General features: G+C 61.4%; 22 protein-coding genes and 1 pseudogene. 14 read left to right on the plus strand and 9 right to left on the minus strand.

Annotated features, from left to right (window positions below; translation table 11 throughout):
* Window positions 1-77 precede the first annotated feature (77 nt).
* Genes ICI42_RS18320 through ICI42_RS18335 form a run of 4 tightly spaced genes read right to left on the minus strand, consistent with a single transcriptional unit; the run spans window position 78 to window position 3,134 of the window.
* Window positions 78-416 carry an XdhC family protein gene (locus ICI42_RS18320; protein WP_188166052.1) on the minus strand — a complete coding sequence of 113 codons (339 nt, stop codon included), beginning with the start codon at window positions 414-416 and terminating at the stop codon, window positions 78-80.
* A 15-nt stretch (window positions 417-431) separates the two neighbouring features.
* Window positions 432-1,685, minus strand: coding sequence for a vWA domain-containing protein (locus ICI42_RS18325; protein WP_188166053.1), 1,254 nt, complete (start codon window positions 1,683-1,685; stop codon window positions 432-434).
* Window positions 1,686-1,687: 2 nt separating this feature from the next.
* Window positions 1,688-2,611 carry an AAA family ATPase gene (locus tag ICI42_RS18330; RefSeq protein ID WP_188166054.1) on the minus strand — a complete coding sequence of 308 codons (924 nt, stop codon included), beginning with the start codon at window positions 2,609-2,611 and terminating at the stop codon, window positions 1,688-1,690.
* A 28-nt stretch (window positions 2,612-2,639) separates the two neighbouring features.
* On the minus strand, window positions 2,640-3,134 hold the full coding sequence (locus tag ICI42_RS18335; RefSeq protein WP_188166055.1) for a flavin reductase: 495 nt from the start codon (window positions 3,132-3,134) through the stop codon (window positions 2,640-2,642).
* Between the two features lie 150 nt (window positions 3,135-3,284).
* On the opposite strand from ICI42_RS18335, the gene ICI42_RS18340 reads away from it, so the two are divergent.
* From ICI42_RS18340 to purB, 4 genes are all read left to right on the plus strand, one after another.
* The gene (locus tag ICI42_RS18340; RefSeq protein WP_188166056.1) at window positions 3,285-4,349 is read left to right on the plus strand and encodes a branched-chain amino acid ABC transporter substrate-binding protein; all 1,065 of its coding nucleotides are present in this window, start codon (window positions 3,285-3,287) and stop codon (window positions 4,347-4,349) included.
* Complete coding sequence (locus tag ICI42_RS18345; protein WP_188166057.1) at window positions 4,346-5,359, plus strand: P1 family peptidase; 1,014 nt, start codon at window positions 4,346-4,348, stop codon at window positions 5,357-5,359. Before ICI42_RS18340 ends, ICI42_RS18345 begins: the two co-directional genes overlap by 4 nt.
* A 183-nt stretch (window positions 5,360-5,542) precedes the next feature.
* Window positions 5,543-6,277 (plus strand): DUF2259 domain-containing protein, encoded by a 735-nt coding sequence (locus ICI42_RS18350; RefSeq protein ID WP_330999195.1) that lies wholly within the window; start codon window positions 5,543-5,545, stop codon window positions 6,275-6,277.
* Window positions 6,278-6,362: 85 nt separating this feature from the next.
* Window positions 6,363-7,670: an adenylosuccinate lyase gene (gene purB, locus ICI42_RS18355; RefSeq protein WP_188166059.1), complete on the plus strand. Its 1,308-nt coding sequence runs from the start codon at window positions 6,363-6,365 to the stop codon at window positions 7,668-7,670.
* 70 nt (window positions 7,671-7,740) lie between these two features.
* Here the strand turns inward: purB and ICI42_RS18360 are convergent, their stop codons facing one another.
* Window positions 7,741-8,556, minus strand: coding sequence for a VOC family protein (locus ICI42_RS18360; RefSeq protein WP_188166060.1), 816 nt, complete (start codon window positions 8,554-8,556; stop codon window positions 7,741-7,743).
* A 176-nt stretch (window positions 8,557-8,732) separates the two neighbouring features.
* Here ICI42_RS18360 and ICI42_RS18365 point away from each other — a divergent pair, with 176 nt between their 5' ends.
* Window positions 8,733-9,287, plus strand: a complete 555-nt coding sequence (locus tag ICI42_RS18365) for an RBBP9/YdeN family alpha/beta hydrolase (protein WP_188166061.1) — start codon at window positions 8,733-8,735, stop codon at window positions 9,285-9,287.
* A gap of 274 nt (window positions 9,288-9,561) precedes the next feature.
* On the opposite strand, the pseudogene ICI42_RS18370 reads toward ICI42_RS18365, so the two are convergent.
* Window positions 9,562-10,331: pseudogene (locus ICI42_RS18370) on the minus strand (HpcH/HpaI aldolase family protein).
* Between the two features lie 23 nt (window positions 10,332-10,354).
* The gene (locus ICI42_RS18375) at window positions 10,355-10,675 is read right to left on the minus strand and encodes a DUF1476 domain-containing protein (RefSeq protein ID WP_188166062.1); all 321 of its coding nucleotides are present in this window, start codon (window positions 10,673-10,675) and stop codon (window positions 10,355-10,357) included.
* Between the two features lie 279 nt (window positions 10,676-10,954).
* Between ICI42_RS18375 and purC the strand changes: the two genes are divergently transcribed.
* The 5 genes from purC (at window position 10,955) to ICI42_RS18400 (ending at window position 13,722) form a co-directional block, all read left to right on the plus strand.
* The gene (gene purC / locus ICI42_RS18380) at window positions 10,955-11,722 is read left to right on the plus strand and encodes a phosphoribosylaminoimidazolesuccinocarboxamide synthase (protein WP_188166063.1); all 768 of its coding nucleotides are present in this window, start codon (window positions 10,955-10,957) and stop codon (window positions 11,720-11,722) included.
* A 72-nt stretch (window positions 11,723-11,794) separates the two neighbouring features.
* Window positions 11,795-12,037, plus strand: a complete 243-nt coding sequence (purS, locus tag ICI42_RS18385) for a phosphoribosylformylglycinamidine synthase subunit PurS (protein ID WP_188166064.1) — start codon at window positions 11,795-11,797, stop codon at window positions 12,035-12,037.
* A gap of 246 nt (window positions 12,038-12,283) precedes the next feature.
* The gene (locus ICI42_RS18390; RefSeq protein WP_188166065.1) at window positions 12,284-12,526 is read left to right on the plus strand and encodes a hypothetical protein; all 243 of its coding nucleotides are present in this window, start codon (window positions 12,284-12,286) and stop codon (window positions 12,524-12,526) included.
* A complete protein-coding gene (gene purQ, locus ICI42_RS18395; protein WP_188166066.1) occupies window positions 12,523-13,197 on the plus strand; it encodes a phosphoribosylformylglycinamidine synthase subunit PurQ in 675 nt (224 codons plus the stop codon). The genes ICI42_RS18390 and purQ overlap by 4 nt, the downstream gene beginning before the upstream one ends.
* A 114-nt stretch (window positions 13,198-13,311) precedes the next feature.
* Window positions 13,312-13,722 (plus strand): hypothetical protein, encoded by a 411-nt coding sequence (locus tag ICI42_RS18400; protein WP_188166067.1) that lies wholly within the window; start codon window positions 13,312-13,314, stop codon window positions 13,720-13,722.
* 24 nt (window positions 13,723-13,746) lie between these two features.
* On the opposite strand, the gene ICI42_RS18405 is transcribed toward ICI42_RS18400, so the two are convergent.
* Window positions 13,747-13,941 carry a DUF1127 domain-containing protein gene (locus ICI42_RS18405; protein WP_407945181.1) on the minus strand — a complete coding sequence of 65 codons (195 nt, stop codon included), beginning with the start codon at window positions 13,939-13,941 and terminating at the stop codon, window positions 13,747-13,749.
* 120 nt (window positions 13,942-14,061) lie between these two features.
* Here ICI42_RS18405 and ICI42_RS18410 point away from each other — a divergent pair, with 120 nt between their 5' ends.
* From ICI42_RS18410 to ICI42_RS18420, 3 genes are all read left to right on the plus strand, one after another.
* The gene (locus ICI42_RS18410; RefSeq protein ID WP_188166069.1) at window positions 14,062-15,483 is read left to right on the plus strand and encodes an aminotransferase-like domain-containing protein; all 1,422 of its coding nucleotides are present in this window, start codon (window positions 14,062-14,064) and stop codon (window positions 15,481-15,483) included.
* A gap of 127 nt (window positions 15,484-15,610) precedes the next feature.
* Window positions 15,611-17,848, plus strand: coding sequence for a phosphoribosylformylglycinamidine synthase subunit PurL (gene purL / locus ICI42_RS18415; protein WP_188166070.1), 2,238 nt, complete (start codon window positions 15,611-15,613; stop codon window positions 17,846-17,848).
* Between the two features lie 88 nt (window positions 17,849-17,936).
* Complete coding sequence (locus ICI42_RS18420) at window positions 17,937-18,170, plus strand: BolA/IbaG family iron-sulfur metabolism protein (RefSeq protein ID WP_188166155.1); 234 nt, start codon at window positions 17,937-17,939, stop codon at window positions 18,168-18,170.
* Window positions 18,171-18,176: 6 nt separating this feature from the next.
* On the opposite strand, the gene ICI42_RS18425 is transcribed toward ICI42_RS18420, so the two are convergent.
* Complete coding sequence (locus ICI42_RS18425; RefSeq protein ID WP_230980436.1) at window positions 18,177-18,971, minus strand: phosphodiester glycosidase family protein; 795 nt, start codon at window positions 18,969-18,971, stop codon at window positions 18,177-18,179.
* Window positions 18,972-19,136: 165 nt separating this feature from the next.
* Here ICI42_RS18425 and grxD point away from each other — a divergent pair, with 165 nt between their 5' ends.
* Window positions 19,137-19,472: a Grx4 family monothiol glutaredoxin gene (gene grxD, locus ICI42_RS18430; protein ID WP_188166071.1), complete on the plus strand. Its 336-nt coding sequence runs from the start codon at window positions 19,137-19,139 to the stop codon at window positions 19,470-19,472.
* Window positions 19,473-19,559: the final 87 nt, after the last annotated feature.

Raw genomic sequence — 19,559 nt, forward strand, 5'->3', positions numbered from 1 at the left:
GAGATCGGTGACGAGGACCGCGGCGCGGCGGGCGCGCCGTTCACCGTTGAGCTGTTCGAGCAAATGCGGGTCCATGGTCAGCCCAGCCGCTCGACATAAACCCGGATGCGGCCACCGCAGGAGAGGCCGACCCGCCATGCGGTCTCGTCGGCGACACCGAACTCCAGCATGCGCGGGTGTCCTGTTTCGATAACCTCGCCGGCCTCGGAGATAACAGCGCCCTCCACGCAGCCGCCCGACACCGAGCCGTGGAAGTTGCCCTCGGCATCGATGACGAGGTGGCTGCCCGTCGGGCGTGGGGCCGAGCCCCACGTCTCGACGACCGTTGCGATCGCGACCGGCTTGCCGTCTTGACGCCAGCGCTCGGCGATCAGCAGCGGGTCGCGGGCTTCATCGAGATGCGTGGCTTCCTGCATCGCTTCCTCCAAAAATCATGCCGCCTGGGCGTTTTGCCGCCCGAGCCAGTGCCTGACATCCATATGGCCGCCCCGTCGGTCGTCGCCAAGGGCCGCGCAGAGATCGGCCAGCGCGTTGAGGTTGTGTATGGGCCGGAATTCATCGACATGCGGCAGCATGGCACGAACGCCGCGCGCGCGCGCCTCAAAACCGTCGAAGCGCAGCAGAGGGTTCATCCAGATCAACCGGCGGCAGGATTTGCGCAGCCGTTCCATTTCCTCGCCAAGGCCAGCTACATCGTCGCGTTCGAGCCCATCGGTGATAAGCAGGACAATGGCGCCCTGCCCCAGAACACGGCGCGACCAAAGCCGGTTGAACTCGTGCAGCGTGTCGCCGATGCGCGTGCCGCCGGACCAGTCGCGGACGGCTGCGGAGCACTCCGCCAGCGCCTCGTCGGGGTCCTTGCGGCGCATCTGGCGGGTCAGGTTTGTGAGTTGCGTGCCGAAGACGAAGGCGTGCACGCGCCGGCGCTTTTCCGTCATCGCATGCAGGAAATGCAGAAAGATGCGCGTGTACTGGCTCATCGAGCCGGAAATGTCGGCCAGCACCACCAGCGGCGGATGCACCTGTCGCGGCGAGCGGAATTTCGGCAGCACGAGGTCTCCGCCGGTGCGCGCAGCAGAGCGCATCATGGCGCGCGCATCGATTTTGGCGCCGCGCGGATCGGGCCGGAAGCGGCGCGTCCGCACCAGATCGAACGGCAGGCGCAGGGCGGCGATCTCGCGCCGGGCGGCGGCCAGTTCGACGGCGTCCATCTGGGCGAAGTCCTTGCCCCTCAGCACCTCGTTGCCGGACACGGTGAACCGGGCATCGACCTCGATCTCGGGGATTTCCTTTGGCGGCTGGTTCTTCCGAAGCCCCTCGAACAGCGCCTGGCTGACCCGATTTTCCGCTGGGCGCGGCTTCTGCTTCTCGCGATGATCGGGAGCGATGGGTGAAAACATCGCCAGCATCTTCTCGACCAGTTCGCGCGACCGCCAGAACAGGCGGAATGCCTCGTCGAACACCGCATGATCCTCATGGCGATTGACCAGCACGGCGTGCAGCGTCCAGTAGAAATCCTCGCGGTCACCGATACCGGCGGCAAGGACCGCCTCGATGGCATCCTTGACCGATGCCGGACCGACCCGCATGCCCGCTTTGCGCAAGGTGCGCGCGAAATAGACGATGTTCTCGGCGAGACGGCCTTCGATCCTGGCTGTTTCTGGCTGGGAAGGCGAAGCGGTCATATCTACTCCGCCGCCGACAGTTCCGCCTTCACCTCGTTGAGGATGCGGCGGCCCTCGCCCTTGTCGATGCGAGCGATATCGTCCTGGTATTTCAGCAGCACGCCGATGGTGTCGGAGATCGTCTCGGGGTCGAGCGCGATCTTGTCGAGTTCGGTGAGCGCACCAGCCCAGTCAATGGTTTCAGCCACGCCGGGTACCTTGAAGAGATCGATCTGGCGCAGTTTCTGGACGAAGCGCACGACCTCCTCCGACAGCTTCGATGCCGCATCGGGCACCTTGCGGCGAACGATTTCCAGTTCGCGTTCGGCCGTGGGGTAGTCGACCCAGTGATACAGGCAGCGGCGCTTGAGTGCGTCGTGGATCTCGCGCGTTCGGTTGGTGGTGATGATGACGATAGGCGGCTCTTCCGCCTTGATGGTACCGAGTTCGGGCACCGTGACCTGATAGTCGGACAGGATTTCGAGCAGGAAGGCCTCGAAGGCCTCGTCGGTGCGATCCAATTCGTCGATGAGGAAGACGGGCGCTGCACCCGCCTTGCCCGTCAAGGCTTCGAGAACGGGGCGGCGGATAAGATATTTTTCGGAAAAGACGTTCTTTTCCATACCTTGGCGGTCGACCGCGCCCGATGCTTCCTCCATACGGATTTCGATCATCTGCGCCGCATAGTTCCATTCATAGACGGCGGAGGAGACGTCGAGGCCTTCATAGCACTGCAGGCGGATCAGGCGACGGCCGAGCGCGGACGCCAGAACCTTGGCGATCTCGGTCTTGCCGACACCAGCCTCGCCCTCAAGGAAGAGCGGGCGGTTCATGCGCAGGCTGAGGAATAGCACCGTCGCCAGTGCCCGGTCGGCGACATAATCGGCGCCGGTCAGCACTGCCAGCGTCTCGTCGATGGATTGCGGTGCAGGAAGCGGCTCGGTCATGTCTTCTCCATTGCCATCCCGGCATGGGTCACAGAATGTGGTAGCTGCGGTCATGGTAGAGCAGCGGGCGCAAGTTATCGCCGATGCGGAGGCCTGTCACCTTGCCAAAAAGCACACGATGGGTGCCGATATCCTTGCTGTCGAAAATTTCGCAGTCGAACACCGAGATTGCATCCGTCAACGCCGGCGCACCGGTGGCAATGACATCCCATTCGGCTTTCGCGAAACGTTCTTCCGGTGACAGCCTGGTCACGCCGGAAAAGGCGACAGCAAGAGGCTCATGCTTGGCTGCAAGCGTGTTGAGAGCGAAGGTACCATTCCTGATAAAGAGCTCGTTGGACGGGTTTTCCCGGTTGACGCAGACCAGAACCGTCGGTGGGGTGTCCGAAACCGAGCAGGCGGCTATGACGGTCGTTCCGCGTTTGCCTGCAGCGCCGTCGGTGGTGATCACCTGCACAGCGCCTGCATATCGGCTCATCGCGTCGCGATAGGCCTGCGGCCCGACTTCGTATTTCTTCAGCACATCGTCATTCCCGACCAGAGTATCGAACTCATATATGGCGCGTGGCAATCGGTCACAAGAAAAGCATGCAGCCAACGCCGTGAAATGGCATGTTGCACTTGTGCAACGCAGCCTTTAGGTGTGCGAAAAACACGGGGAGCTATCGAGCGCATGCGACGGGCGGCCGCAACTATCGGCCTTTTGGCGGGATTGTGCCTCGGCACGACGGCGGGCAGCGCATTGGCGCAGACCGTGGGTATCGTTGCACCTCTCAGCGGGCCGATGCAGATTCTCGGTCGCCAGGTCGAGACCGGTGGGCGTCTAGCCGCCAGCGCCCTCAAGCTGAATGTCGTCGTAGCCGACGACGCATGCACAGAGGAAGGAGGCAAGGCGGCAGCCGAAGCATTGATCTCCGCCAAGGTGACGGCGGTTGTGGGCTTCCTCTGCAACGAGGCAGCCATAGCTGCCCTTCCCTTGCTCAAGGATGCCGGCATTCCGGCGATCACGCTTGGCGTGCGCGCCAACGGTCTGACAGACACGCGCGAAAAGACGGACTGGCCGGTTTACCGGCTCGGACCGCGCGCCGACAGCGAGCGCGATGCCGTGGGCACGCTGATGACGCGGCTGTGGCGCGATGAGCTTTTCGCCATCGTCGACGACGGTACCATCTACGGTCGCGAACTCGCGGAAAGCTTTCGAGCCGCCGCCGAACAGGCCGGGTTGAAAGCCGTGATGGTCGACACCTTCCGGCCTGCCATGGAAAACCAGGTTGGGCTCGTCGGACGTCTGCGACGGTCCGGTGCTACCCATGTCTTTGTCGGCGGCGATGCTGACGACATCGCCATCATGGCGCGCGACGCCAAGGGCATGGGTGCTTCGATGACCTTTGCCGGCGGAGAAACGCTGCGCATGCCGACTGGCACCGCAGCGATTGCGCCTGGCACCATCATGATCGGCTTGCCCGATCTGGCGGAAGCGGCTCCGGCATCGGTGGCCAGGCGGTTCCGTACCGCGGACATCATCCCCGAAGGCTACATGCTGCCAGCCTATGCCGGTGTGGAAATCGTGGCTCAAGCAGGCAAATCCAGCGCCGATGCGCTGAAGACGCTGGGCACTGAAACATTCGAGACAGCAGTCGGACCGATTCGCTTCGACACCAAAGGCGACCTGGCGGACAACCCGTTCCGCACCTTTCGTTTCGATGGCAGCACATTCATCCCCCTGGAGGACCAATGAGCTTCAAGACCGGCCCTAAAAACCTGATCACCGACGTCGCGGGACTGAAGGTCGGCAACGCCTCGGACGCCAGGCTCAAATCCGGCGTGACTGTCCTTCTGTGCGATCCGGCGGCCACCGCTTCGGTGCAGGTTCTCGGCGGCGCGCCCGGTACGCGTGACACCGAACTTCTTGAACCGCACAACACGGTGGAAGCTGTCCATGCGCTGGTGCTTTCCGGCGGCTCGGCCTTCGGCCTGGATTCCGCTTCGGGGGTGCAGGCTGCATTGCGCGAGCGCGGCATCGGTTTCGATGTCGGTGGCCAGAAGGTGCCAATCGTTCCGTCCGCCATCCTGTTCGACCTGATCAATGGCGGCGACAAGAACTGGGACCGCTTCCCGCCTTATCGCGACCTTGGCTACCAAGCCGTGCAGAACGCTTCTGAGGATTTCGAGCTCGGAACCATCGGCGCGGGTTCAGGCGCGACGACGGCTTTGCTCAAGGGCGGGCTCGGCTCGGCTTCCACCCGCTTGGATAACGGCGTCACGGTCGGCGCGCTGGTGGCCGCCAATCCGGTCGGCTCGGCGACAGTGGGCAAGACAAAGCATTTCTGGGCGGCGCCGTTCGAGATCGGCGAGGAGTTCGGCGGTCTGGGCCTGCCCGCGCCGCTGCCGCACGATACAACAGCGCTTTACACCAAGCTGCGCGATCCGCTCGCCAACACCACCATCGCCATCATCGCCACCGACGCCGTCCTTAGCAAAGCAGGCGCCAAGCGGCTCGCCATTTCAGCGCATGACGGCTACGCCCGTGCGATATGGCCAGTGCACACGCCGATGGATGGCGACCTCATCTTCGGGGTTGCGACCGGCAGCAGCGGCATCGAGCTCGACCCGATCCAGCTGACCGAGGTTTATGCGGCGGCGGCGGCGACAATGGCGCGCGCTATTGCGCGCGGCGTCTATGCTGCGACCGCGGAGGCTGGAGATGTGAACCGGACCTGGTCGAGCCTGGGACTGGCAGAGTCATGAACTCGGTTGCGGAAAGACTCCGCGTATACCCCCTCACCCGGCCTCCGCTCCGCTCGGCCACCCTCTCCCCGCTGGGGAGAGGAAAATGATCATCGCAGCGCCAGTCCCTTCTCCCCGCGGGGAAAAGGTGGCCCGGAGGGCCGGATGAGGGGGCATCTCATGCCAACTGAGAAGGAACGTTTTGTGAGCAGAAAAACCCTGGCCATCGCCTTCCTTTCTCTCGCTTACGCTGCGCCCGCGCAAGCTGGCGACACTGCTAACTTGTCCGTGCTCGGCTTCAGCAAAGACGGCAAGGTCTTCGCCTTCGAGGAATACGGCATACAGGACGGTTCGGGCTTTCCCTATTCGAACCGCTTCTATGTCGACATCGCCAAGGACGATTTCGTAGCCGGCACCCCGATCCGCGTGCTGTTCGAGGACGAGATCAAGCCGCTCTATGCTGTGCGCGCGCAGGTCGGCGAAAAGGGAAATGCCATTCTGAGCAACCAGGAACTGGCTGAAAATCCTGGCTTTCTCGCGGGTTTCAACGCGGTGACGGAGGTGAGTGCCGATCCCCACCACATGGTCGTCAATCCGCGCCCAGTGTTCCCGCCAATCGACGCAAATATGGAAGTCCTCCTCGAGGAGTTTCCGCTCAAAGGCCCGAACTTCTGTGACGGCGGCGTCGGCCCTACCAAGGGATATCGGCTGATCGGTATCCACACGAAAGACGGCGGCAAGACGGAAATGCTGCACGAGGATACATCCATTCCGCAAAGCCGGGGCTGCGCCACCGGCTATCGGATCGGAGGCGTACAAACCTTCTTCACACCAGACGACAAGATGGCTTATGCAGTGCTGATCACCGTTATCCGGCAGGGTTTTGAGGGTCCGGATCACCGCTGGATCGCCAATACGGGCTATTGGGCGGGGGAATAGGCCGCTTCCGGCAATCCCGGCGTTGAGCATTGCCGCCGCCTCTGTTAGGGAGCGGCGACGCCAACGAAACGCTGGATACCCTGCCATGATCCCTCGCTACTCACGGCCCGAGATGGTCGCCATCTGGTCGCCCGAGACCCGCTTCCGCATCTGGTTCGAGATCGAAGCCTATGCCTGCGACGCTCTGGCCGAGATCGGCGTGATCCCCAAGGAGGCGGCAAAGACCATCTGGGAGAAGGGCTCAGCGGCGACGTTCGACGTCGACAAGATCGACGAGATCGAGCGTGTCACCAAGCATGACGTCATCGCATTCCTGACGCATCTGGCCGAGTTTGTCGGCCCGGACTCGCGCTTTATCCACCAGGGCATGACGTCGTCCGACGTGCTCGACACCTGTTTCAGCGTGCAGTTGACTCGCGCCTCCGACCTGCTGCTGGCCGATCTCGACGCGCTGCTGGCAGCCCTCAAGCGCCGCGCTTTCGAGCATAAAGACACCGTCACCATCGGCCGCAGCCACGGCATCCATGCCGAGCCGACCACCTTTGGCGTCAAGCTGGCGCAGGCTTATGCCGAATTCTCGCGCTGCCGCGAGCGCCTGGTGCATGCGCGCGAAGACATCGCCACCTGCGCGATCTCGGGCGCAGTCGGCACCTTCGCGAATATCGACCCGCGCGTCGAAGAACACGTCGCCGCCAAGCTCGGCCTGAAGCCGGAACCTGTGTCCACACAGGTCATCCCCCGCGACCGCCATGCGATGTTCTTTGCCACGCTGGGCGTCATCGCCTCGTCGGTCGAGCGGCTGTCGGTGGAAATCCGCCATCTGCAGCGCACCGAGGTGCTGGAGGCGGAAGAGTATTTCTCGCCGGGCCAGAAGGGCTCGTCGGCGATGCCGCACAAGCGCAACCCTGTGCTGACCGAAAACCTGACGGGTCTCGCCCGGATGGTACGCTCCTACGCGTTGCCGGCGATGGAGAATGTGGCGCTTTGGCACGAGCGCGATATCTCGCATTCTTCGGTCGAGCGCATGATAGGCCCGGACGCCACCATCACGCTCGACTTTGCGTTGGCGCGCCTGACTGGCGTAATCGACAAGCTTTTGGTCTATCCCGAGAACATGGACAAGAACCTCAACAAGTTCCGCGGGCTGGTGCATTCGCAGCGCGTGCTGCTGGCCTTGACCCAGGCTGGCGTGAGCCGCGAGGATGCCTACCGGCTGGTGCAGCGCAACGCCATGCGCGTCTGGGAACAGGGCGCTGACTTCCTCGAAGAACTTCTTGGTGACAAGGAAGTGACCGATGCCCTGCCGGAAGCCGAAATCCGTGAGAAATTCGATCTCGGCTATCACACCAAGCATGTCGACACGATCTTCAAGCGGGTGTTCGGGGAGGCCTGAACGCGCCACGATTAGCTGACAAGACGCCCTCGCCCGGGATTTCCGAGCGAGGGCGTTTTTGCCAGAACACTCAGCCCGGCAGGCCGGGCACTGTACGGATCACCGTGCCCCATGGATCTTCCTTGACGGTCTCGGCGGAGATTTCGGAAGACCGCATTTCCACCCAGCTCAAACCGGTGAGCCCTGATTTGCGGCGGCCAGCGCCGGCACTTTGCCAGGTGTTGGCGCCGATATGGTGGTGATAGCCGCCTGACGACAGGAAGACCGCCGCCGAGCCATAATGGGCTACGGCATCGAAGCCGAATTCGCGCTTCCAGAAATCTTCCGCATCAACGGGGTTGCCGACGCGAAGATGGACATGACCGACAACGCCGTTTTCCGGGACGCCCTGCCAGCCGGCATCGCCCTCCGGCACGTCCGCGAGCACGGAAGCAATATCAAGCCGCTCTGTTGACATGCCCACCTCGCCGCCGCTCCAGGTCCATGTATCAGCGGGACGGTCTGCGTAGATTTCAATGCCGTTGCCCTCAGGATCGGTCAGATAAAGCGCTTCGGAAACGCGATGGTCCGACGCGCCGCCAATCTGGATCTTGTTGTCGATGGCGTGCTGTATCCATCGGCCGAGATCTGCGCGTGACGGCAACAGAAACGCGGTGTGGAACAAACCTGCGGCACGTGGATCGTCCGGCAGCGCGTTTTTGTCCGACTGGATATCGAGCAGCGCCCGATTCGGCGATCCCAATGTGATGACTGAGCCATCGCGCGACAATTCCTGAAGGCCGACCACCGTGCGGTAGTAGGTGGCGAGGGCTTCCGCATCGCGTGCGGTCAGGCCGACACGCGACACGCTCGTCGGCGTGGTGGCGGAAAAAGGAAGGGTGCTCATGCTCGGCTCCGTGGCTCGATGATGCCTGCAAAGTTGCAGCATCCGTTGCCTCCTATGTCGACAATTGCCATCGTTCACACAAGACAGCGCAAATCGAACACCGTGTTCATTTAATGGATACGACAGGGGTAAATTACCCGGTTGCACCAAGCGGGTGTCGTCGCTACATCCGCGTCATGAAGGTCAAAGACGCAGATATCCTGATCATTCCCGGCTACACGAATTCCGGGCCGGACCACTGGCAGAGCCGGTGGGAACAACGTTTGTCTACCGCGCGCCGCATCGAGCAGGAAGAGTGGGTTAAACCGGTGCGCGAAGACTGGACGGACACGGTCGTAGCGGCCGCAAACCAGGCTGAGCGCCCGCTGGTGTTGGTGGCGCATTCGCTCGGCGTACCGACCGCGATCCACGCACTACCCAGGATCAAGAGCCGTATCGCCGGCGCATTCTTCGTCGCCCCGCCCGACGTGGCAAATCCGGACATCCGGCCAAAGCATCTGATGACCTTCGGGCCTTATCCGCGCGACCCGCTGCCTTTTCCGTCGGTGCTCATTGCCAGCCGAAACGATCCCTATTGCGACTACGACGTGGCCGAAGATATTGCGGCGGCCTGGGGCTCACTGTTCATCGATGCGGGCGAGGCTGGGCATCTCAACAGCGATTCAGGCCACGGCCCATGGCCGGAAGGCTCGATGGTCTTCGCGCAGTTCCTGTCTCGGCTGGAAGGCTAGAGCGTTTCCTGTTTAGATTGAAGCGGTTCGCTACGCCTCCGATGGCGAGGCGATCCGCCAGGAAGGCGGCGCAGTCCCGATGTGGTGCATCGGGCAAGCCGGCTGACACAGCGGGCGCCCGCCAGCGGGAAACCCTTCGGGCCGGGTTAATTCGGGCCAAATCCTTCGGGCCTCGGCTCGGCCGTAGCACCACTACGACCTCGCCTCATCCCTCGACCTTGTCCCGAATTTCCTCCGGCAGAACGATTCAATCTAAGCAGGAAACGCTCTAGTTTTAACCAATCGTGCTGCGCATGGTGCCAAGCAGCGACTTTGCCCCAAGCGCCATGACCTGCTGTTCCGAACCGGTCGCCAGCAAGCGATAGCCCATCTCGACCATTCTCCCCGTCAAGGCTGGATCGACGATGTAGATCGCTGCATATTTTCCCGCCGCCCTGGTCTTAGCGGCGATGGAGGCAATCGCCTCCATCATGTCTTCAAGCGATGGGTTGATTTCGGCGCCATCGGTCCAGGCGATGGAAAAATCCGAAGGACCGACAAAGATGCCGTCGATGCCCGGGATTGCCAGATATCGTCGACAATCCCGAGTGCGGCCCGCGTCTCGATCATCGCGAAAGACACGGTTGCGGCGTTGGAATCGCGCAACCAGGCGGCCGGGCCTGGGCTGTTGCGGCGGGGTGCGGCATAGGTCGGCCCCCAAGACCGTTCACCGACAGGCGGATATTTCGTCGCCGCGGCAAAACGGCGTGCGTCCTCAATGGTGTTGATCATGGGAGCGATGACCGCATCCGCGCCGAAATCGAGGGCGCGGCTGGCCATGTCGAAGCGACCGACCGGAATACGCACCAGCGACGGCTTTCCCGCAGCAGCAACAGGAAGAAGGCAGCGCAGCACGCTGTCTTCATTATGGCCCCCATGCTGCATGTCGAGCGTGACGGCGTCGAACCCCTGCCCGGACAGAATCTCGACCGTGAGGGCGTCGGGCACAGTCGACCAAGCGGTTATGGTCGTCAGATCAGCCTTCAGGCGCTCGATCAATGTCATCGCACGGTCCGGTGTTGGCTGCCTCAGCTGTTTTGGATTTGTGCGACTGCCACCGCCATCAGTTCGTCCATGGTGCGGCGAATCTGGTGGTCGGACTGGTCGACGCCGGCGGCATCGAAGTCGGCGCGAATCTTGCGGAACACGTCATGGTCGCCTGCCTCCTGTATGTCGGAGACGATGACTTCCTTAGCGTAAGCATCCGCGTCCGCACCTGTCTTGCCGAGCTTTTCGGCAGCCCAAAGGCCAAGCGCCTTGTTGCGGCGGGCATTCGCCTTAAACCGCAGTTCCTCGTCGAAGGCGAACTTGCGCTCGAAACCCTCTTCGCGATCCTTCATATTGGTCATCGAAGCCTCCAGATATCTGCCGATTCGGCCAAGGTTAAACGTGGTTGGCGCTTCACAAACCAAAAGGCTGCGCCGCGGTCAATGCCTTCCGCCATGCGGCGGCGCGTCAATTCGTCGGGGAAAGGGGTCGATTGAGGCCAATTGGCCAGAAATGTTGATTGAGCTAAAGGTCCGATTGCGATAGAGACCGGCCTTGAAACCCACTGCCGCTGCGGCACGCCGCGCGGGAAAGGAGCCGGCAATACTGCCGGACGGCCTCCAAACCAGAGAACCAGTCACATGAAGAGTCGCCGCCGCATCTACGAAGGCAAGGCAAAGATCCTTTATGAAGGACCCGAGCCAGGCACGCTGATCCAGTTCTTCAAAGACGACGCCACCGCTTTCAACAACAAGAAGCACGAAGTCGTCGATGGCAAGGGTGTGCTCAACAACCGCATTTCCGAGCACATTTTCAGCCATCTCAACCGGATGGGCATTCCCACGCACTTCATTCGCCGCATCAACATGCGCGAGCAGCTGATCAAGGAAGTCGAGATCATCCCGCTCGAAGTTGTCGTGCGCAACGTCGCCGCCGGTTCGCTGGCCAAGCGCCTGGGCATCGAGGAAGGCACCGTCCTGCCGCGCTCGATCATCGAGTTTTATTACAAGGCGGACGCGCTCGACGACCCGATGGTGTCTGAAGAGCACATCACAGCCTTCGGCTGGGCCAGCCCGCAGGAAATCGACGACATCATGGCGCTTGCCATCCGCGTCAACGACTTTCTCTCCGGCCTGTTCCTCGGCGTCGGAATCCAGCTCGTCGACTTCAAGATGGAATGCGGCCGCCTTTATGAAGGCGAGATGATGCGCATCGTCGTCGCCGACGAAATCTCGCCGGACAGCTGCCGGCTGTGGGACGTCGCCACCCAGGACAAGCTCGACAAGGACCGTTTCCGCCGCGACATGGGCGGTCTCGTCGAAGCCTATCAGGAAGTGGCCCGCCGTCTCGGCATCATGAACGAGAACGAGCCGCCGCGCCCGACCGGGCCGACGCTGGTCAAGCACTAATACAATTTGGGGCGACCGCCCGACCGGCCGCCCCGCTTCGCATTCAAGACCTATCTTCGGAGACCGAGTTCAGTGATCAAAGCGCGCGTCATCGTCACCCTCAAGAACGGCGTTCTGGACCCTCAGGGCAAGGCAATCGAAGGCGCGCTGGGCGGCCTCGGCTTTGACGGCGTAGGCTCCGTACGCCAAGGCAAGGTTTTCGACGTCGAGCTTTCCAGCACGGACGCCGCCAATGCGGAAGCGGAAATCAAGGCGATGTGCGACAAGCTTCTGGCGAATACAGTGATTGAGAATTATAGTGTGACGCTTATCTGAGGTTGCAGGCAAGGCATCGGTGACGAGAGTCACAAAGGGTGAGATTTACAGTTTAGCTCAGGAGCTTGAGCTCATTGCCAACGAAATGACAGATATCAAGTGTGAAATCGCGGATGTCATCCAAGAATTGGCACAGCTTCAGAGTGGCACCCGCGGTATTTTGACACACTGAAAATGCAAGGCGACCAATTGTTACGTATCGATCATAAGCTAGCAGCTAAATTCGACAGTCGCTGAGACAATTAAATGGAAACCGGCGTCACAAACGAGTTGATGTATGAACTACTGAAGCGTGTTCATGCAGATATTTCCGAGGTCAAGTTCGATCTTCGAGAGATAAAAAAGCGCATGACCAATACCGAAGAGGCGCTGGCTGGTGTTAACCGAAGGCTGGATCGCCATGACGAACGTCTTGACCGCATCGAGCGTCGCCTAGAACTGCACGAATTCGCAGAACAATCACAGAAGCCTTACGATCAAAACTCATGAAATCAGCCGTCGTTCTCCTCCCAGGCCTCAACCGCGACCGCGACATGATCGCGGCGCTGACCAAGATTTCCGGCAAGGCGCCTGTTACGGTGTGGCAGACGGATACGGACATCCCGGATGTTGACCTGATCGTCATTCCCGGCGGCTTTTCCTATGGCGACTATCTGCGCTGCGGTGCGATCGCTGCCCGCATGCCGGTGCTGAAGGCGGTCGCCGAAAAGGCGGCGAAGGGCGTTCAGGTGATCGGTGTCTGCAACGGTTTTCAGATCCTGGTCGAAGCCGGCCTGCTGCCGGGCGCCCTGATGCGCAACACCTCGCTGAAGTTCGTCTGCCGCGAGGTCAAGCTGCAAGTGACGAACGCCAACACTGCGTTCACCCGCGGCTATACACAGAACCAGATCATCCGCTGCCCTGTTGCGCATCACGACGGCAACTATTTTGCCGATACCGATACGTTGTCGCGGCTGGAAGGCGAAGGCCAAGTCGTGTTCCGCTACGCCGAGGGCACCAATCCCAACGGCTCGCTCAATGATATTGCCGGCATCGTCAGCAAGGACGGCAACGTGCTCGGCATGATGCCGCACCCCGAAAACCTGATCGAAGCCGCGCACGGCGGCAGTGACGGACGCGCTTTGTTCGAAAGCGCTCTCGGGCTCAAAACAGCGGCATAAGTGCGAGCAGCGGCGTCGGAGTACCACGCTTTAAGAAGTTGTTATCGGCCTGCCGTTATCCGATATGCAATCCCGATCCGCTTTGGACCGATGGCTCCGCAGAAAGGCCGCCTCATGCGCGTCAAGTTTACGTTCGTCGCTGTGCTCGCTGCCTTGGTATCGCTTTCGGCCTGTCAGTCCGAGAAGCAGACCCCGGCCCCGGCCCCGACCGGGAAGAGTGCCGCGCTGCGCAGCATGGAACAGGTGGCCATCGCCGCTCATAAATGCTGGTTCGCCAGCAAGGATCCGGCTTTCCGCAACTATCGCATGGCGAATGAACTGAACTCGTTCACCGGCACGCCCCGCTTCCTGGTTGTCCCCGCGAAGAACTACGGCGGATTGCCGGCGCTCGTCGTGCAGGCGCGCGGCAATTCCAGCCAGGTCGAGACCTTTGGCCCGCTTTTGAGCCAGTCGGTCGGATCCCGCATCAACGCCGATATCGCCCGCTGGCGCTCTGGCGATGCTGGCTGCGGCATTGCTGCCTGACGCGCCGCGCTTCGGCCAATTCGATCAATCGAGGAACGAGCGAATACCTTCGCGGTAGGCGTCGGCGCGCGATATGCCGACATCCCAGAGTTGTTCATCCGTCATGTTGAGCAGTGCCAGACGGGTACGCCGCCGTTCCAGTCGCCAAGCGAGCCAGATGAACCCTTTGCCGATGAAAGCCGCTATGGTGCGGCTATAATCGCGCGATATCTTGGACACTCTCCTCAGCGGCGGAGATATTGTATCTATTGTACTCATCTTTATCACCGTATTGCTTCCATTGTGCGTAACGACGATATGAATTGACTCTATATTGAAGGCAATATATTAATTGTCACCATGACAAATTGGACTCTCAACCTCTCCAGCGGCGACGGACCGCTTTATTTGCGACTTGCCGACCGGATCGAGTCCGATATCGATAGCGGCGCGCTGAAATCCGGCACGAAACTGCCGCCTCAGCGCAATTTGGCCTATGACATCGGCGTCACAATCGGCACCGTAGGCAGAGCCTATGCGCTGTTGCGTGAACGAGGATTGGTCAGCGGCGAGGTGGGACGAGGCACCTATATCCTCGCGAGAAGCGGCGGGACCGAGGAGGACATCGCGGCAGAGCCCGTCGAACCCCGGCAGGAAGGAACCCGCTTTATCGAAGCACCAGTCGGCAAGCTGCGCTTCGACAGCACGGCAGCACCCAATGTCGGCCAAAGCGGTGCAATCGAGACAATGCTGGCGTCAATAAGCCGGAATTACCCTGACGATGTGAGCAGCTATACAAGAACATTTCCCCAGCACTGGTTCGAGGCCGGGCAGCAATGGCTGTCGCGCAACGGTTTTCGCCCAAGCGCCGATACGATCGTGCCGACCCTTGGCGCCCATGCGGCCGTGGCGGCTGCGATTTCGGCACTGACGTCACCGGGCGATTATGTCGTCTTCGAGCACCTGACTTATACGCAAATTTCGCGCACGGCGGCGTTGATTGGGCGACGGCTGGCGCTGGTGAATGCGGATGAGCAAGGGCTTGATCCCGACGATTTTGAACGCGTTTGTGCCCAAAAACATCCCAAGATGGCGTTCCTGATGCCCACTGCGCAGAACCCCAGCGTAACGATCATGCCACGGGAGCGTAGGGCGGCGGTCGCCGAGATCGCGCGCAAATACAATGTGATTCTGATCGAAGACGATCTCTACGGCGCGCTGACGGACGACCCAACGCCGCTTCTGGCCGAGTTCGCTCCAGAGCGCACTCTGGTGGTTGGGGGATTGTCCAAGTCTGTGGCGGCAGGCGTGCGCGGCGGCTGGCTCTCCTGCCCCCCGCACTACCGGCACAGCATTCGCGTGGCGCACAAGATGATGACCGGCGGCATGCCGTTCGTTCTCGCGGAATTGTGTGCCCAGTTGGTGTGTTCCGGACAAGCCACTGCCATCCGGAACCGCTCCATCGTCGAGATCAACACCCGTCTCGCGATGGCGCGTGCGCTTCTTGACGGATATGACTTCAATTCCGTCGCCAACATCCCGTTTCTGTGGCTGGCCGTTCCCGAGCCGTGGCACTCCGGCACCTTCAAGAACGCCGCCTATGAACAAGGCCTGCTGATCGACGACGAGGACGAGTTCAAGGCCGGACGATCCGACCGCGTCTATCACCGGGTCCGCCTGGGTGTATCGTCCACCCGCACGCATGCGGAAACCGAACGGGGCCTGCGCGCCATCCGCAGGCTTTTGGACGAAGGCAGCGCCGGCTACGATAGTTTCGGCTGACCCAAACGCAGCGAGAATGCCCGAAACCTTGCTTTCCCGGTGAATTTCTGGCCATTGGCGGTATATCCCCGCCCGCGCTTGCGCTATGGAGCCTCGCAAAGGTGTTCCAACGGATTCTACGAGCCCCATGACCATCCAGAACGACGTCCCGATCACTGCAGAGCTGATCAAGGCCCACGGCCTGAAGCCGGACGAATATCAGCGCATTCTCGATCTCGTCGGCCGCGAGCCTACCTTCACCGAGCTTGGCATCTTCTCGGCGATGTGGAACGAGCATTGTTCCTACAAGTCGTCCAAGAAGTGGCTCAAGACGCTTCCGACCAGGGGCGAGCGCGTCATTCAGGGACCGGGCGAAAATGCCGGTGTCGTCGATATCGGCGATGGCGACTGCGTGGTCTTCAAGATGGAGAGCCACAACCATCCCTCCTATATCGAGCCTTACCAGGGCGCTGCGACTGGCGTCGGCGGCATTCTGCGCGACGTCTTCACGATGGGTGCCCGGCCCGTCGCGGCGATGAACGCGCTACGCTTCGGTGCGCCGGATCATCCCAAGACCCGCCACCTCGTCTCCGGTGTGGTGTCGGGCGTTGGCGGGTACGGCAATTCCTTCGGCGTGCCGACGGTAGGCGGCGAGGTTAATTTCGACCCGCGCTACAACGGTAACATCCTCGTCAACGCCTTCGCCGCCGGGCTCGCCAAGACCGATGCCATCTTCCTCTCTGAAGCCAAGGGCGTCGGTTTGCCGGTCGTCTATCTCGGCGCCAAGACTGGCCGCGACGGTGTCGGCGGGGCGACCATGGCCTCCGCCGAATTCGACGACAAAATCGAGGAAAAGCGTCCCACCGTGCAGGTGGGCGACCCCTTCACCGAGAAATGCCTGCTGGAAGCCTGTCTCGAACTCATGGCGTCGGGCGCGGTCATCGCCATCCAGGACATGGGTGCGGCCGGGCTGACCTGTTCGGCTGTCGAAATGGGCGCCAAGGGCGACCTCGGCATCGAGCTCGATCTGGATAGAGTGCCGGTGCGCGAAGAGCGCATGAGCGCCTATGAGATGATGCTGTCGGAGAGCCAGGAGCGCATGCTCATGGTGCTGAAGCCCGAAAAGGAAGAAGAAGCCGAAGCGATCTTCCGCAAATGGGGCCTCGACTTCGCCATCGTCGGCAAGACCACCGACGACCTGCGTTTCCGCATCCTGCATCAGGGCCAGGAAGTCGCCAATCTGCCAATCAAGGATCTGGGCGATCAAGCTCCGGAATATGACCGCCCCTGGACCGAACCGACGCCGCGCGCGCCGCTTGCCAAGGACGACATTCCCCAGGCCGACGTCGCCGACGCGCTGCTCAAACTCCTGGGCGGACCGGATCTGTCGAGCCGCCGCTGGGTCTGGGAACAATACGACACCATGATCCAGGGCAATTCGCTGCAGCGCCCCGGCGGCGACGGCGGCGTGGTGCGCGTCGAAGGTCACGACACAAAGGCGCTGGCCTTCTCATCGGACGTAACACCGCGGTACTGTGAGGCCGACCCGTTCGAGGGCGGCAAGCAGGCCGTGGCCGAATGCTGGCGCAACCTGACGGCTACAGGCGCCCTGCCCCTGGCGGCCACCGACAACCTCAATTTCGGCAATCCCGAGCGCCCCGAAATCATGGGCCAACTCGTCAAGGCCATCCAGGGCATCGGCGAGGCCTGCCGTGCGCTCGACTTCCCGATCGTGTCGGGCAACGTCTCGCTCTACAACGAGACCAATGGCCAGGGCATCCTGCCGACCCCGACCATCGGCGGCGTCGGCCTGATCGACGATTGGGCCAAGATGGCACGCTCCGGTTTCGCCGCTGAAGGCGAGATGATCCTTTTGGTCGGCGCGCCCGATTGGTGGGGCACGCATCTCGCGCAGTCCATCTATATGCGCGACCTGCACGGCCGCACCGACGGTCCCCCGCCGCCGGTCGACCTCGCCCATGAGCGCAAGGTCGGCGACTACGTCCGCAAGCTGATCCGCTCCGGCGTGGCGACCGCCGTGCACGACGTTTCGGATGGCGGGCTGGGCGTTGCCTTGGCTGAAATGGCGATGGCCTCCGGCATCGGCGCCACCGTCAACCAGTTGAACAATGGCGATCCGATCCCGCAGTTCTTTGGCGAAGACCAGGGCCGCTATCTTGTGACCCTCAACATCGATCCGCAGGGAGAGGACTTCAACGCAATGCTGGCCGAGCAGAAGCAGCTCGGCATCTTCGCGCCCTGGATCGGCAGCACCGGCGGCACCGCGCTCAAGCTTGGAGAAGCGCGCGCTATCGCGGTCGCCGACCTCAAGGCGGCTCATGAAGGCTGGTTCCCGGCCTTCATGGCGGGTGAACTCGCGAGTTGAATTGACATGGAGATCGGGCGGAGAACAATTGACCGCGCCCGACCTTCCCACCTATCCTGCCGAAGCAGTGAAATCGGAGACTATCCCATTGGCAATGGACGCCCGCGACATTGAGAAGCTGATCAAGGAGGGCATTCCGGATGCCACAGTCACGATCCGGGATTTGGCAGGCGACGGCGACCACTATGCCGCCGAGGTCGTTTCCGAGAGCTTTCGCGGCAAGAGCCGGGTGCAGCAGCACCAGATGGTCTACAACGCCCTGAAGGGCAATATGGGCGGCGTTCTGCACGCTTTGGCGCTGCAGACGAGCATCCCCGATTGACGCTTTCTACTTTTCAAAAACAGACAGGATCGGCCCTGCCGGATACCCGCCGCCAATCACATGCTCGGTACCATTCGTCATCGCCGAGACCACGCCGTCGAAATACAGCGCGTTTGGGCAGTCAAGTTCATTCCTAAACAGCCGCGCGAAGCTACCGAAACTGACGGGCTGGCGGGAAATCGCCAGAACTACGGTGTTGGGATCGCGAACGCCGACACCGTTGCGGATAAAGCGCGACGCACCGTCCGGTTCGAATCGCGGGTGCAGCGCGCCGTTTATGACCAGCATTGGGCCAGACTGCGTTGCGAAGGCGGCGTTCCGCGGCACAGCGGCATAGGCTGAGCTTTCTGAAATCGCAGCCGTACCATCGTTTCCGACGCTGAAGACGCCATTTGGCTTCAGAAAGAAATTGCCTTCACCATCCGCGAGCTCAATGGGATGGGTTTCCCGACCATGCTCGACCAGAAGGCCGACGGCAGACACATCTTCGTGATACATGCCAGCGTTCATCGACAGGATCGGCCGGCGGAATTTTTGCGCCATTATGGCGTCATGCCGCTTCAGCGAACGGTAGGGCTTTCCCGCCTCGTCGTTGAGCGACATCTGGATGTCGAGACGCTGCATATCGATGGTGCAGACGATGTAGTCCACAGCCTCAAAACGCAGTTTGCGGCATGGCGCGGGAAGCTGCGCATCTGTCTGGGCGATCTTGCGCGGCGGTGCCATTCCGAGGCGCAGAGACGCGCCGCCCACCAGAATCATGATGGCGAGCAGCGAGAGCCAGAGCACCCTTCGGCTCATGGACGGGCACCGTTCAATGACATCAGCGCAAAAGACATGGATGTTGCTACCTGCTTGCCTGGCCGGAAGACCGCTTTCACCAAAGTCTTGTTTCAACCGGAAGATGGGGTTATTTGAAGGTAACGATTTCCAAGCCTTGCTCCCAAAGGCATGAAAGGTTTTTCCATGAGCGGTATCAACGATTTCATCGACAGCGAAGTGAAGAGCACCGATGTGGTCGTCTTCATGAAAGGCACCCCCGGCTTCCCGCAGTGCGGGTTTTCCGGTCAGGTCGTGCAGATTCTCGACTATCTCGGCGTCGACTATAAGGGCGTCAACGTTCTGGAATCAGCCGATCTGCGCCAGGGCATCAAAGACTATTCCAACTGGCCGACCATTCCGCAGCTCTATGTCAAGGGCGAGTTTGTCGGCGGTTGCGACATCGTCCGCGAAATGTTCCAGGCCGGCGAATTGCAGACATTCTTCACTGAAAAAGGCGTCAGCGTCAAAGGCGCTGCCTGAGATTGAGACGTCCCGGCTTTGTGCCGGGAACGATCATCGACCGACCATGTTTCGAATGCGCCGGGATTCTCTGGCGCATTTTGCTTT

The organism is Oryzicola mucosus (genome assembly GCF_014534685.1).
Classification (GTDB): domain Bacteria; phylum Pseudomonadota; class Alphaproteobacteria; order Rhizobiales; family Rhizobiaceae; genus Oryzicola; species Oryzicola mucosus.

What these genes read in the sequence shown, in the direction of transcription:
- ICI42_RS18320 (WP_188166052.1), bottom strand. Translation starts at nt 416, where the DNA reads ATGCAGGAAGCCACGCATCTCGATGAAGCCCGCGACCCGCTGCTGATC.
- ICI42_RS18325 (WP_188166053.1), bottom strand. Translation starts at nt 1,685, where the DNA reads ATGACCGCTTCGCCTTCCCAGCCAGAAACAGCCAGGATCGAAGGCCGT.
- ICI42_RS18330 (WP_188166054.1), bottom strand. Translation starts at nt 2,611, where the DNA reads ATGACCGAGCCGCTTCCTGCACCGCAATCCATCGACGAGACGCTGGCA.
- ICI42_RS18340 (WP_188166056.1), top strand. Translation starts at nt 3,285, where the DNA reads ATGCGACGGGCGGCCGCAACTATCGGCCTTTTGGCGGGATTGTGCCTC.
- ICI42_RS18345 (WP_188166057.1), top strand. Translation starts at nt 4,346, where the DNA reads ATGAGCTTCAAGACCGGCCCTAAAAACCTGATCACCGACGTCGCGGGA.
- purB (WP_188166059.1), top strand. Translation starts at nt 6,363, where the DNA reads ATGATCCCTCGCTACTCACGGCCCGAGATGGTCGCCATCTGGTCGCCC.
- ICI42_RS18360 (WP_188166060.1), bottom strand. Translation starts at nt 8,556, where the DNA reads ATGAGCACCCTTCCTTTTTCCGCCACCACGCCGACGAGCGTGTCGCGT.
- ICI42_RS18365 (WP_188166061.1), top strand. Translation starts at nt 8,733, where the DNA reads ATGAAGGTCAAAGACGCAGATATCCTGATCATTCCCGGCTACACGAAT.
- ICI42_RS18375 (WP_188166062.1), bottom strand. Translation starts at nt 10,675, where the DNA reads ATGACCAATATGAAGGATCGCGAAGAGGGTTTCGAGCGCAAGTTCGCC.
- purC (WP_188166063.1), top strand. Translation starts at nt 10,955, where the DNA reads ATGAAGAGTCGCCGCCGCATCTACGAAGGCAAGGCAAAGATCCTTTAT.
- ICI42_RS18390 (WP_188166065.1), top strand. Translation starts at nt 12,284, where the DNA reads ATGGAAACCGGCGTCACAAACGAGTTGATGTATGAACTACTGAAGCGT.
- purQ (WP_188166066.1), top strand. Translation starts at nt 12,523, where the DNA reads ATGAAATCAGCCGTCGTTCTCCTCCCAGGCCTCAACCGCGACCGCGAC.
- ICI42_RS18400 (WP_188166067.1), top strand. Translation starts at nt 13,312, where the DNA reads ATGCGCGTCAAGTTTACGTTCGTCGCTGTGCTCGCTGCCTTGGTATCG.
- ICI42_RS18410 (WP_188166069.1), top strand. Translation starts at nt 14,062, where the DNA reads ATGACAAATTGGACTCTCAACCTCTCCAGCGGCGACGGACCGCTTTAT.
- purL (WP_188166070.1), top strand. Translation starts at nt 15,611, where the DNA reads ATGACCATCCAGAACGACGTCCCGATCACTGCAGAGCTGATCAAGGCC.
- ICI42_RS18425 (WP_230980436.1), bottom strand. Translation starts at nt 18,971, where the DNA reads ATGAGCCGAAGGGTGCTCTGGCTCTCGCTGCTCGCCATCATGATTCTG.
- grxD (WP_188166071.1), top strand. Translation starts at nt 19,137, where the DNA reads ATGAGCGGTATCAACGATTTCATCGACAGCGAAGTGAAGAGCACCGAT.